This window comes from Archangium sp. (assembly GCF_045802675.1).
In the GTDB taxonomy this organism is placed as follows: Bacteria; Myxococcota; Myxococcia; order Myxococcales; family Myxococcaceae; genus Archangium.
Map to the genome: position 1 here is coordinate 15,135 of NZ_JBJMQO010000105.1, position 12,258 is coordinate 27,392.

At 71.1% G+C, this 12,258-nt stretch carries 12 protein-coding genes; 3 read left to right on the forward strand and 9 right to left on the reverse strand.

Annotation, left to right across the window (positions count from 1 at the left end; translation table 11 throughout):
- Positions 1-3: 3 nt before the first annotated feature.
- Positions 4-885 (reverse strand): DUF2058 family protein, encoded by an 882-nt coding sequence (locus ACJ8AN_RS29845; RefSeq protein WP_407758912.1) that lies wholly within the window; start codon positions 883-885, stop codon positions 4-6.
- A gap of 104 nt (positions 886-989) precedes the next feature.
- Between ACJ8AN_RS29845 and ACJ8AN_RS29850 the strand changes: the two genes are divergently transcribed.
- Both ACJ8AN_RS29850 and ACJ8AN_RS29855 read left to right on the forward strand, forming a co-directional pair.
- Positions 990-2,030 (forward strand): hypothetical protein, encoded by a 1,041-nt coding sequence (locus ACJ8AN_RS29850; RefSeq protein ID WP_407758913.1) that lies wholly within the window; start codon positions 990-992, stop codon positions 2,028-2,030.
- Positions 2,031-2,192: 162 nt separating this feature from the next.
- The gene (locus ACJ8AN_RS29855) at positions 2,193-2,528 is read left to right on the forward strand and encodes a hypothetical protein (protein WP_407758914.1); all 336 of its coding nucleotides are present in this window, start codon (positions 2,193-2,195) and stop codon (positions 2,526-2,528) included.
- A 48-nt stretch (positions 2,529-2,576) separates the two neighbouring features.
- Here the strand turns inward: ACJ8AN_RS29855 and ACJ8AN_RS29860 are convergent, their stop codons facing one another.
- From ACJ8AN_RS29860 to ACJ8AN_RS29875, 4 genes are all read right to left on the reverse strand, one after another.
- Positions 2,577-4,097: a peptidase M3 gene (locus ACJ8AN_RS29860; protein ID WP_407758915.1), complete on the reverse strand. Its 1,521-nt coding sequence runs from the start codon at positions 4,095-4,097 to the stop codon at positions 2,577-2,579.
- A gap of 231 nt (positions 4,098-4,328) precedes the next feature.
- Entirely contained in the window at positions 4,329-5,699 is a 1,371-nt protein-coding gene (locus tag ACJ8AN_RS29865) for an MFS transporter (protein WP_407758916.1), read from the reverse strand.
- Between the two features lie 166 nt (positions 5,700-5,865).
- On the reverse strand, positions 5,866-6,462 hold the full coding sequence (locus ACJ8AN_RS29870; RefSeq protein WP_407758917.1) for a helix-turn-helix domain-containing protein: 597 nt from the start codon (positions 6,460-6,462) through the stop codon (positions 5,866-5,868).
- A 162-nt stretch (positions 6,463-6,624) separates the two neighbouring features.
- On the reverse strand, positions 6,625-7,932 hold the full coding sequence (locus ACJ8AN_RS29875) for a hypothetical protein (protein ID WP_407758918.1): 1,308 nt from the start codon (positions 7,930-7,932) through the stop codon (positions 6,625-6,627).
- A gap of 215 nt (positions 7,933-8,147) precedes the next feature.
- Here ACJ8AN_RS29875 and ACJ8AN_RS29880 point away from each other — a divergent pair, with 215 nt between their 5' ends.
- The gene (locus ACJ8AN_RS29880) at positions 8,148-9,104 is read left to right on the forward strand and encodes an RluA family pseudouridine synthase (RefSeq protein WP_407758919.1); all 957 of its coding nucleotides are present in this window, start codon (positions 8,148-8,150) and stop codon (positions 9,102-9,104) included.
- On the opposite strand, the gene ACJ8AN_RS29885 is transcribed toward ACJ8AN_RS29880, so the two are convergent.
- The 4 genes from ACJ8AN_RS29885 to ACJ8AN_RS29900 form a co-directional block, all read right to left on the reverse strand.
- Positions 9,101-10,426, reverse strand: a complete 1,326-nt coding sequence (locus tag ACJ8AN_RS29885; RefSeq protein WP_407758920.1) for a TIGR02270 family protein — start codon at positions 10,424-10,426, stop codon at positions 9,101-9,103. The two genes, ACJ8AN_RS29880 and ACJ8AN_RS29885, sit on opposite strands and share 4 nt — an antisense overlap.
- Before the next feature lie 4 nt (positions 10,427-10,430).
- Positions 10,431-10,697 carry a hypothetical protein gene (locus ACJ8AN_RS29890; protein ID WP_407758921.1) on the reverse strand — a complete coding sequence of 89 codons (267 nt, stop codon included), beginning with the start codon at positions 10,695-10,697 and terminating at the stop codon, positions 10,431-10,433.
- Positions 10,698-10,836: 139 nt separating this feature from the next.
- On the reverse strand, positions 10,837-11,652 hold the full coding sequence (locus ACJ8AN_RS29895; RefSeq protein WP_407758922.1) for a hypothetical protein: 816 nt from the start codon (positions 11,650-11,652) through the stop codon (positions 10,837-10,839).
- A gap of 12 nt (positions 11,653-11,664) precedes the next feature.
- A complete protein-coding gene (locus ACJ8AN_RS29900) occupies positions 11,665-12,252 on the reverse strand; it encodes an imm11 family protein (RefSeq protein ID WP_407758923.1) in 588 nt (195 codons plus the stop codon).
- Positions 12,253-12,258 lie beyond the last annotated feature (6 nt).

The window sequence follows — 12,258 nt, forward strand, 5'->3', positions numbered from 1 at the left end:
GCGTCAGGACTGCGTCGGCTCCGTGCCGCCCTCGGGGCTCGCGGTGCCCTCAGGGGCCGGCGTGCCCTCGGCGGCGGCCTCGGCCGGAGCGGACTCCTCGCCACCCTCGGCGGGCTCGTCGTCGCCCTCGTCCACCGGCGCATCGCCTCGCGCCTCCGCCGCCTGCTGCTCCTTCACCTGGTCGTCGCTCATGAAGCCAATGGGCGACTCCGTGCGGTTGAGGAAGCGCACCGACTTCTTCGAGATGGCGAACATCTGCTCCGCCACCGCCGCCGGCACCAGCGAGTGCTCGATTTGCGCCGGCTCGGGACGCTCCACCACGCCCAGCGTGCCCTCCTCGAGCTGCTTGGCCTGCGTCTCGGTCAGCTCCAGGCGCCGCAGCTTCCCCTTGCGCGTCATGAAGTAGAAGACCGTGGCGCCCACATCCACCGGCACCTGGCCGCCGAGCACCAGCTCGCGCAGCTTCCGGTCCTGCTCCACCTGCTTCTTCGACTCCATCCGCTGGGCCGCCTTCGAGCCCGGCAGCGGCGGCAGCTTGGGCACGATGCCGCCCGACGGCTCCCCGCCTGGACGCCCGCCCTGCGGACGCCCACCCTGCGGACGGCCACCGGCACCCGGGGGACGGCCACCCACACCCGGGGGACGGCCCCCCTGCGGACGTCCGCCCGCGCCCGGTCCCTCGCGACGCGGCGGCCGCTCGTCCCGGGCCCGGGTGTCACGGGCTTCACGCTCGTCGCGCTCGCGGCGCGGCGGCGGTCCCTCGCGCCGGGGTGCCTGGGGGGAGGCAGGGCGGGCGGGCTTCTGGGCGGGGGTGGTCTCCACCTTCTTGGCCTGGTCCTCGGAGACCAGGCCAGCCTTCAAGAGCTTGTCACGCAGGTTCTGCATGGATGGCGTTCTATCTCGTACATTGGTCCGCGCAAAGCCGTCCCTTGCCGCTCCAGCACCCACCCCGTAATTTGGGCAACCCCCGCATTGGAGCCGGAGGAGTTGTGAACCGTTTCCCGAAGTCCGCCATCGTCGCCGCCCTGGCGCTCGCCGCCGTGGCCTGCCAGGACCCCGTCGACAAGGCGGCCAAGGCTCGCATCTTCTCGCCCGAGGACCCCCCCAAGGTGGTCGCCTCGGCCGCCGAGAAGCTACCCCCCGAGGACGTGGCCGACAGCCCCCGGGTGGCGCGCCGCATCCTCTCCATGGACGCCTCCGAGGTCACCGAGCGCCTCGGGCCGCACTCCTACAAGGCCACCGTCACCTACGAGTGGGCCGGCGCCCCGGGCACCGCCCCCGTGAAGCTCACCGAGACGCGCACCTTCCGCGCCGGCCCCGGCGGCGTCAGCGGCGACTTCCATGGTGTGCTGGAGAACAGTCGCGACCAGGGCCTGGAGGTCATGCGCGTGGGTGGCCAGGTGTACGCCCGCAACCGCTACGGCACGTTCCGCCAGCGACTGCGCGACCGCGGCATCGCCGAGCGCACCCGCGCCGAGCTCACCGGCGCCATCCGCGACGTGGACTCGCTCTTCCGGGCCCGGCTGCACCTGGCGCCCCAGGGCACCGTCACCTACGAGGGCCGCACCGCCTGGCGCTACAGCGTGGACCTGGGTCCGGAAGGCAACACCGGCACCACCCCCATGGCGCTGCCCGCCCTCTCCGAGCCCAAGGGCGGCCGGGACGAGACGACGAAGCGCCGTCTGGCCTTCTTCGAGCACCGCACCCCCAAGTCGCTCAGCGGCGAGGTGCTGGTGGACGCCACCACCTCCGTCGTCCTCAAGGTGCGCCTGGACGGGCGCATCACCGTGCCCGGCAACGACGCCGGGGGCGCCGCCGAGCTGCGCATGGTGCTCGACTCCGCCCTGAGTGAAATCGGCCAGGACCCCAAGTTGCAGCCGCCGGCGGACTTCCTCCCCGACGCGGACAAGCCGCAGGGCATCGCGGACGCGCTGGATCGCTTCGGCATCCCCCGCAACAAGCCCGAGGGCTCCACCCCCACGCCCGCCTCCGGCCCCGCTGACGAGCCCGGGGACGACGAGGGGAACTGACCTGGCAGGTGTTGGCTGTGAGGCAGGCCGCTACAGGGCGGGAGCGGCCTGTTGGAAGAAAATTTGACCTCACTCTTGCGTTCCCTAGAATCCTCTACGGTTGCGGCCCGGACGCGTCCGACAGGAACGGACGTTCAGGCGCCTACGAGCAAGGGAGCGGAGATGGAGCGCAAGGTCGGCAGTAGCACGACGGTGACGGCCAAGGAGATCAAGGCCGCGCTGGAGAAGACGCAGACCCTGACGTCCGAGGAGGAGAAGGTGGTGCGCATGCGCCACGGCGCCGGGGCCGCCAGTAAGAGCGCGCCCCTTCCTCGTGCCGCGGGCAACAACGAGGCGCTCGGTGACGAGCTCCTCTTCATCGAGATGCAGCTGATGAAGGCCATGCGCGAGCGCACCGGCCAGGCGAAGTCGGCCAGCAACAAGCCCAAGGTGGCGGCCACCACCGGCGCCAACGCGACGAAGGACAAGATCGTCCGCGCCCTGCGCAAGAAGAAGTAGCCGCCCCCCGGCGGTTCCCTTCTCTCCCCCGGGCGGGCGCTCCCGGCCTCAGCGATTGAGCAGAGCCACGAGGCGCTCACCCGCCTCGGGGAGCGCCAGCCCTTTTGCCGAAATCTCCTGGGCGAGCGCCTCGGCGTCGTCGGTGCCGCCCCGCGCGAAGAGGCCCTGGAGCCAGCGGCCCGCGGTGGGGTTGCGCCACCAGTCCGCGTTGAAGCGCTCGGAGAGCCGCGAGAGCAACCGCGCCTCCAGGGCCCAGCCGCGCAGGTAGCGCGTCACGTACAGCTGCGGGTCCACGTCGAAGAGGAAGAAGCCCGGGTGCGGCTCGACGAGGAGCGCGCGCCGCTGGCCATCCGCGTACTCGTCGGCCCGCTCGGGCGAGGGCCCGCGCGCGTGGAGGGACAGCTCGTAGGAGAGCTTCGCGCAGTGCCGGCGCAGCACGGTGAGGCCCTGGAAGGCCGCCATGCGCGAGGCGTCGCGCGCGGCGGCGGACGGCAGCCGCAGGTAGCGCTTGAGCCACTCCTCGTCCGTGAGCAGCCGCTCGAGGAGCGTGGCGAAGCCCTCCGTCACCGAGGCGTCCCCGAGCCGGCGCAGCTCCAGGGGCAACTGCTCCGGCACGTGGGCGTGGTGCAGGGCGTGGCCGTACTCGTGCAGGAGGCTGCCCAGGGCGTCCATGCCCGCGCGCCGCTGGAAGACGAGCCGCACCTCGCCGGGCACGCGCACCGCGGCGGTGATGGGGCGCGAGGCCTTGCCGGGCCGCTCCTCGTCGTCCAGGCGGATGCGGCCCTCGGCGGACGGGTGGAAGCCCCACTCGCCGAGCCACCGCACGACGGCGGGCAGCCCGTCCTCGCGCCGGAAGAAGCCGCTCATCCACGGCACCTGGGTGGCGGCCTGCAGGTCGTGCCGGCGCGCGTTTCCCGAGGGCCCCGGCCGCAGCGTGGGCTCCACCTTCTTGAGCACGTAGCCGAGCACGTCCCGGTAGGCGTCCTCGGTGGCGCGCAGCGTCTGCGCGGCGGCCTCGGACAGGGTGGCGAGCTCGATGCCGGAGACGTCCTCGCGCAGGGCGGTGTAGCTCACGGCGCGCAGCGTTTCGGTGACGCGGAAGGAGGCCTCGCGGCGGGCGCCGTAGCGGCCCCGGTTGTCCCAGAGGAAGCCGCCCGTGGCGCTCTCGAGCAGGGCCCGCCGGCCACGCTGGGGCTCGCGCGGCAGCTGGCCGAGCGCCTCGCCGAAGGAGAGCGTCTGGTCATCCACGGAGAGGCGGGCGGTGGCCTCGAGGTGGGCCACGGCCTCGGCGTCGGGGGCGGCGAGGGCCTCCTCGACCTGGGTGGCGATGAAGTCGCGCAGCAGCTTCAGGCGCCGCACGCCGAGCGAGTCGCCCTTGGCCTGGGCCTTGGGGATGGTCTCGGTGACGGCGGCGAAGGCCTCGGGGGAGGCGATTTCCGGCGAGTTCTCGTAGAGCGCGCGCAGGGGAAGCTCCTGGGCGAGCCCGGCGGCGTGGCGGTACTGGAGGGAGGCCAGCTCGGCGAGGAAGTCGTCCAGACTCGCGCGCAGGGAGGGGAGGGGACGGTCCATGGCAGTGGCGGAAGGTAGACACTTCGCCGCCGGGGGGAAAGGCCCGAGCACGGGGACCGTGCCGTGGTGGACCCTCTTACGGGCCCGGTGTGGCGGGAGCGGTGGCGGCCGGCCGCCCTTCCGGCAGTCGGCCACCGCGGGCCTCCTCGCTGAAGACGGTGCGTGTACCCGACCTTCCGAGATGCGCGGCCCCATTGAAAGCGGGATGACGCGCACGGAGCCCGCCGGAGCTCAGCCGGGGCGCGGTGCCTGGACGTCGACCTGCCGGTGGTGGCGCAAGGTGCTGACCACGGCGGAGGCGGCCGCGAAGCACGCCCCGAGGCCCAGCGCCAGCGTGGGCCCGTGACTCGCGGAGGCCCGGAAGGAGAAGGCGACCAGGGTGGCTCCACACGTCTGCCCCAGGAGCCGCGCCGTCGCCTGCATGCCCCCGGCGCCACCGCTGCGTGCCCTCGGCGCCGAGCCGAGCATCGCGCGGTTGTTGGGCGACTGGAAGAAGCCGAAGCCCACGCCACACAGCGCCATGACGCAGCCGAGGGCGACGCTCGTCGCACTCGTCGGCAGGAGCGCGAGCAGGGCCAGCCCGATGGACAGCACCACCGAGCCCACGCCGCACAGGACGGCCGCCGAGAAGCGATCCGCCAGCCGCCCGGCGATGGGCGCCATCACGGCGACGGCCACCGGCCAGGGCGTCATCAACAGCCCCGTCTCCACCTGACCGCGCCCCAGGACGTCCTGGAAGTAGAAGGGCAGGGAGACGAAGGCGAGCATCTGCGCCGAGAAGGAGCAGACCGAGGCCACCACGGAGAAGGCGAAGGCGGGGATGCGCAGCAGGTCCACCGGCACGAGCGGCGAGGCCCGGGAGAGCTGCCGCCGCACCAGCACGAAGCCCGCGACGAGGCCTCCGGCGAGCGCGAAGGAACCCAGGGCCGAGCCGGCCGAGAGGCTCTCGGCGCCGACGATGAACAGCCCGAGGGCCAGGGCATTGAGCAGCGCGCTCGGCGTGTCGAAGGGGTGGGGCGAGCGCTCGGTGTGCGGCAGCGCCCGGCTCGCGAGGAGCAACGCGAGCGTGCCCGTGGGGAGGTTGACGGCGAACAGCCAGGGCCACGGCGCCGCCGCCAGGATGGCCGCGGCCACCGAGGGGCCAATCGCGGAGGAGACCGCGACCACCAGGGCGTTGATGCCGATGGCCCGCCCGAGCAGCCGGTGGGGATAGGTGAAGCGCACGAGGGCGGCGTTGACGCTCATGATGGCCGCCGCGCCGAAGCCCTGGAGGACGCGGGCGAGCGTCAGGCCCACGAGCGAGTGGGAGGTTGCACAGGCCACCGAGGCGAGGGTGAACACCAGGAGGCCGGCCTGGAAGACGCGGCGGTAGCCGAGGATGTCTCCGAGCGAGGCGAAGGGGAGGATGGAGATGACGACGGCGAGCTGGTAGGCGTTGACGATCCAGATCGACGCGGCGGGCGAGGCGTTCAGGTCTCTGGCGATGGCAGGCAGCGCGACGTTGGCGATGGCCCCATCGAGCACGGCCATGGTGATGGCCAGCGCGATGGCGGCGATGGCCCAATATCTGCGCGGCGTGGGCAGCCCATCGGAAGCGTCCATGCCGCGAGTCGTACGCGCTGCGTCCTCCCCACGCACCTGTCCAGGAGAGGGGACGCGCTCCCCCCACGAGCTTTCTTGATGCCCTCCATCAGAAGGCCGGCCTGGGGGAGCAGCGCGCCAGGCAGGCGAGCGACGGGCCCACTGTCCTGGTCGTCCTCGGTGGGGCTCAGCAGGCACTCGCGGGCAGTGCGGGCAGCGCGGGCAGCGCGATGACGGCGGGCTGGGGCCTCCCGAGGTACTCCAGCACCGCCGCCAGATCCTGCGCGTGGTTTCGGAGCGACAGCGCGTCCTCGCCGATGAGGTAGCGCTCCTCGAGGCGCTTCAGGGCCGGCAGAGACGTGACGCACAACCACTGGAGACGCTCGGCGGTGCTCCACGGAATGCGCATCAACCGGCAGGTGGCGGGAACGCCGATGCGGCGGCACAGCCAGGGAACCATCTGCTCGAACTCGGTGGTGAAGCGCGCACGGGGCGCCGCCCAGGGAACTGGCTGCACGCGGACGCGATGCATGGCGCAGTTCGTGCGGCGCGGCGCGTAGCTCAGCCACACCGGCGTGCGCTCCAGTGTGACATGCCTCCACCGGCGCATGGGATGCCTGCCATACCAGGACCGGACGTCATTGCAGAGTGTGCACCGGGGCTCGACCATGCGTGCCAAGACCCGGACCACCAGTCCTTCGGGTTCGAGGCTCGCGTCGCTCACCCACAGGCCCTCCAGTCCCAGCAGCCGCTCCAACCTCTCGTTCATCTCCCTGCGCTTCATCGTCGTCTCCTTCGGGAGGGCCTCGTTGCCCTCCCTCGTGCGACGGGGCGCTGTGCAAGGGCACGGCCACGAGCCGGGCCGGAGCGTTTCCTGTGCGGAGCCGGAGGCCCACCGTCTCCCGCGGGCGACGGTCGTCCACCCCGTGGCATGGGATTGCGGCGGTCAGCGAGGGCGGTTCGCGTACTCCTCGCGAACGAGCTCGAGCAACTGGAGGTATTCGAAGTCGCTGTCGGGATCGAAGTGCTGCAACTTCCCCCCCTTGTCCGAGCCGGGCGGGGGGAGCCAGTCGAAGAACTCGTAGTGCAGCTCGTCGCGGTCCAGGTACCGGTAGCTCTGGATGGTGGCGCACATGGTGTCGTTGCGCGGGTTCTCCAACTGGTGCGTCTGGTACATCTCCGGGGTAATCCAGGTGATGCCGCCCTCGTCGAAGACCTGCTCACCGAAGCAGACCGGCGTGCCATTCTTGTCGTCGGCCAGCGGATTGAACCAGCGCACCCGGATGCTCCCGTGCAGCACCTTGATGACGGCCACGGTCCCACCGTGGTTGTGCACGGGCGAGCGGCACCCCCTCGGCCAGATTTCGAGCACGTAGGGCGAGCCCGGACTGTCGCCCTCATTGGGCCCGATGGTGACCCGGATGTAGACCATGTCGGGATCGCCGAACTCCTCGCGCTTCTTGTCCAGCTTCTCGCGCAGCGTCTTCCCCGGAGTGTCGAGCGAGTAGTTGATCGCCGCGGCGTCAGCGGGGCTCAGCACGATGTTGCGGCCGGCCACCGAGCCATGGAGGAGCTGCGCCTCCTCGGGCAACACGACCGGGGAGAGGGCCTCGTTGCGGGCGATGTTCTCCAGCGAGATGCTCTGGCTGTCGAGGATGACCGGCGGGGCATCCACCACCACGGGCATCCGGTTCACCTTCGGCGCGGAGAGGACTCGCGCGGTGTCCTCGAGGAGGACGGCGGACACCTTGCCCACGCGCTCCGGCGACGTGTCCTTCGGAGCCTCCGCCTGGAGGGCGAGCAGCTCGTTGAGCCGCATCATGTAGCCGTGGCCGACCCGGAGCGTGCGGTGCGCCCGGTCCACCGAAATCCAGAGGAACGCGCTGGTCGCGGCGAAGCGGATGAGGTGCATGCCCGCCGGCACCTCGCGCGTCACCGACTTCCGCACATGCCCGTCCGCGTCGAACAGCTTCGCGGTGAGAGAGGTGTCCTTCACGAGGATCTCAGCCACCTTCGCGCGTTGCTCGTCCACCAGCCGGAGGTGGTAGCTCTCCGGAGGCTGGGAGCCGAAGTTCCCGAGCTCGAACGCCACCGTTCCCTGGCCTGGCAGGGGCAACCGCACGTGGTAGGAGTCGTCGGCCGGCACGGGCTGCGGGATCTCCCCCCGCGGGAGCAGCTCCGGGTGGGCCTCCGCTCGTGTGTCCGGTGTGGCCCCGGTCCCCATGTGGATGAACCCCCCCAGGATGGATTTCATCGAATACACGCTGGTCTCCGTTCGCAACGCGCTGCCGTTCGCCATGAATTGGCCAGCAGGTTGGCGACAGGGTGCCAACAGCCGATGCGGTGCGCTGTGAGCGGGTTCATAACCCGGCGCGGCAGGAGCATGCCGTCCCTCCCGAATCCCCGGCCGGTGGCGTAGGGTGTCCCCGCCCGTGCCGACGATGCGTGGCCCCCCGAGGAAACCCACCGATGAAGCGCCGCACCTTCCGAGTCGAAGCCCCTCACGCGAGCCTCCCCCTGGCCGAGGCGCTGGCCGCGGAGCTGGGTGTGCCTCGCGACGAGGCGGAGCGACTGGTGGGCGTGGGCGCGGTGTACGTGGCGGGGCGCCGGAGCCGGGACGCGGGGACTCGGCTGACAGCGGGGCAGGTGGTGACGGTGGTGCTGGAGGAGGGCGGACAGAGCCCGCTCGCGGCGGCGCCGGCTCCCGTGTCCGCGCTCCGGGTGCTGCACGAGGATGAGGACGTCATCGCCGTGGACAAGCCCGCGGGCATGACGGCGCAGCCCACGGAGGGGCGGGTGGGGGACAGTCTGGTGGACCGCGTCGGCGAGCACCTGAAGCGGCCCGCGGGACTGGTGCACCGGTTGGATCGGGAGACGTCCGGGGTGACGGTGTTCGGCAAGACGCCGAAGGCGACGACCGCGCTGGCGGAGGAATTCCGCGAGGGCCACGCACGCAAGCGCTACCTGGCGGCGGTGGGGCCGGTGGAGCTGCCATCCCAGGGCGTCATCGACCTGCCGCTGTCGAAGGATCCGTCCCGGCCGGGGCGCTGGCGGGCGACGCGCGCGGCGAATGGGATTCCCGCGCTCTCCGAGTACCGCGTGCTGTTCGCGGGCAGCGACTTCTGCCTCGTGGAATTGCTGCCCCAGACGGGGCGCACGCACCAGTTGCGCGCGCACCTGACGGCGCTCGGCGCTCCGATTCTCGGGGACAAGCGTTACGGCGGGGCGGCGCGGGCGGGAGGCCTCGTGGCTCCCCGGTGCCTGCTGCATGCACAGGCCTTGGAATTGGGGCATCCACGTACGGGCGGGCCTGTGCGCTTCGAGGCACCCGTGCCCGAGGACCTCGCGCGCTTCTTCGCCGCGGCGGGAGTCGAGGCTCCCTCGGGGCCCATCCGCCCGCTCGATGGGAGTGCTGGCGTGGCCTAACCCCGAAGCCCTTCCGCAAATGGGCGGCTGAACGATGAGGTCGGCATCGCGCGGGCTGCCTTCAGCGCGGCGAGCTGGTGCGCCACGAACGCACGCGTCGGCACCAGGGTCGCGCCCCGGCTGCGCAATGCCAGCTCCAGCGCCAGCGCATGGCGGCGCCGCATGGGCGCGCTGACGAGCGCGTCGAGCAGGGCCTGGGGGGTGAAGGGCTGCCCCGCGAGGTAGCGCTGTTTCACGTCCAGCCGCTGGCGCTCCTGCCGCCACCATGCCGCCACGCTCTCGGGCCGAGGCTGAGGCAGTGCGTCCTCGGACTTCGGCGTGAGGTCCGCATCGAGGTTCTCCTCCTCCAGGGGAGGAAGCGCCTCATTCTCCTCCTCGCGCGGGGCCTCATACGCCTCCGCCATGCGCAGCCCGGTGATGGCGCTGAAGGCCTCGCCCGCGAGCGCCGCGACAGGCTTGTTCCACATCAACTTCACGCAGGCATCGGCGGCGGTCACACGACCCGAGAAGCCGAGAGCCCACAGCGCATGCGGCCGGAGCGCCTCGTCGGAGAGCAGCTCCAGCAGCCGCTTTACGTCCCGCTCATCCCCGCTCATCCCCAGGAGCAGCAGGGGCAGCCCGTCCCCAGGCTCGCGAGACTCGGCGGCGGACTGGCAGGCCGCCCAGCTTCCGCGCTGTCCCGCCATCAAACCGGCGAGGAGTGCGGCATCCCGGAGCACGGGCTCGCCCGAGTCCAGCGCGCGCTGGAGCATGGCGGGTTCTAGCGGCAGCCGGGCGCGGCTGGCGGCACGCAGGGCGGCGGCGGCCACCTGGGGCTCCCGATGTGTGAGGAACGGCATGCACAGCGACGCCGTGGCCAGCCCGTGCACGCCCAGCGTCTCGAGCACCAGGGCCAGCAGCACGGGAGCGGCGTCCTCCCGCCTCAGGAGCGCCGGCAGGTCCGCGGGAATGCAGCGCGAGAGCACCAGCTCGAGCGCACGCCGGAGCGCGGCGAGCGCGGGAAGCTCGGCCACGGGCAGCGCGCTCAGCACGGCGGCGGGCCCGGAAGGTGCCTCTGCCTGGAGCAGCGCGAGGGCCGCCGGGACGATGCGCTCGGGCTCGTCGGCGAGTGCGGGAACCAGCAGGTGCTCCGCCACGGGCTCACCGCCCAGCACCAGACCGTCCACGTGCGCGGACACATGCTCTTCCAGCTCCGCCACTTCCTCCAGCGTGAAGTCGGGGGCGTCGAGCGCCTTCTCCCATTGGCTCCAACGGAAGGCCGCCTCGTCGAGGTGCTCCTCGTAGATGTCCCAATGCAGCGACCTCCCAGTGAGCTCGGCCATGGCCTCAGTTGATCTCCACCGAGCCACCCTTGATGCGGTGGGTGCCCGTGGCTCGGGACTCCAGGTACGTCCCCTTCACGATGACCTTGCCATTGCGGCGCAGGGTGATGCTGGCCTCACCGCACTTGAGGACGATTTCGTCCTGGCCTTCGATGACCACGCGCTTGCCGTCCACATGGGCTTCCATGGGCTGCGGGGCTGCTGCCTCGGGCGGGTTCTCCAGCAGGGCATCCAGCAGCGGTGTGGCGCTCGGCTCCCGGATGAGGCCCATGACGGCGAACTGGCCTGCCCGACTGCCCAGGATGGGTTCCCGGGAGGAAGGACCGAAGGGGGCCGGCTTACTACCGGGAGGCATGCTCATGTGAGGACCTCTGAATCGAGCGGTTCGGGATGCGCGTTTTGCCAGTGAGCTAATCCATCAATCCAAGAGACATCCACGCCGATGGCAGCGGAGCGGGCCGGCCAGCGGGGACGCGCGCCAGGGAGGGAAGGGTAGGGTACTCGCGCCGGGTGTCCATTCCCCGCAGCTCCGCCAGACGGAGCAGCGCCAGACCCATCATGAACACAGCCCCCTCGGTCTTCCTCTGCTCGTCGTTGGGGCCGGAGTCCCGGGGCAGCTTCTGGAACCTCAACAAGCGCGCATCAACGGTGGCCTGGAGTGCCTCATCGAAGGCGTGGGCCCGCCGGTGAAGCAGGGCACGGCAGGCGTCCAGATAGGTATCGGAGCCACCCTCCAGCACCGCCTCCCAGCGCTCCAGCAGGGCGGGCAGGTCGGCGGAGCCCGATCCCCTCTCCGTCAGGAGGAACTGGTGGAGGAAGTGGTGGAGGAGGAAGTCGTCTTCGTATTCGAAGTCCGGGTCATGGCGGCGCGCCGCCTGCCGGGCAATGCCCACGGCCAGGTCAGGCTGTCCGGCCACGAGGGCGTCGATGAAGGGGAACTCCTGGGTCGCGCAGAGGAAGCGAGGCTCGGCACCATGGCCTCCCGCGACGAGCTGTAGAAAGTGGAGGCGGGCGTGCGCGGAGTGGCACAGGTGGGCGGAGAAGCGGTCCGGCCGCGCGTCCACCAGCAACGCGCAGAGGGCGAGCCGGCGGTGGCACGTCGCGGCCACCACATAGGCTTGTCCGGATTGCTCCAGAGCGTCGTGCCGCTGGATGGCGCGCACCGACTCCTCGAGCCCGAAGAGGGAATCGTCGCGGACGGTCTCCAGTACGCTCGAGGAGGGCATGTGCTCAGGGACTCAGTAGATGGCGCATTCCTCGCCCATGGCGATGTACCTGACGCCCGTGAGGTTCTCGGCATCGAGCTGGGCACGCAGGTCGTCACGGATGAGGATGGCGGGGGGCATGGTCTTGAGCCGGAACAGCTTGGACTCGGCGGGAATCCGCTCCTGGAGGACTTGGAGTCGGAAGAGTCCCGAGAGCAGGGTGGGGTCTGGATGCAGCTCCTCCACCTCGCTGCGCTCCTTGTCGACGCAGTCCACGTGGTCGAGCACGTTGGCGATGAAGTAGTCCTTCGCGGCGATGCGGCCCTTGTGGTTGGCGATGGAGACCGGCAAGAACTCGATGCGGGCGCCGGAGTGCTGTTCTAACAAGCCCTTGAGCTTTCTGGAGACGAGGGCGATGCGCAAGGTGTTGCTGACCAGATCCGGGACCACCAGTCCCTTGTGGCCGCCGTCCATCTTCAGCACCACATCAGGCGGGTAGCGGTGCTCCATCGGCAACCCCTTGGCGATTCGCCACGTCTTGGGTCTCAGGGAGTCGGGATCCTCGTCGACCAGGCAGTGCTTCGGATCGTTGCTCGTGGAGAGGATGGAGAAAGAGGGCATGGGGGT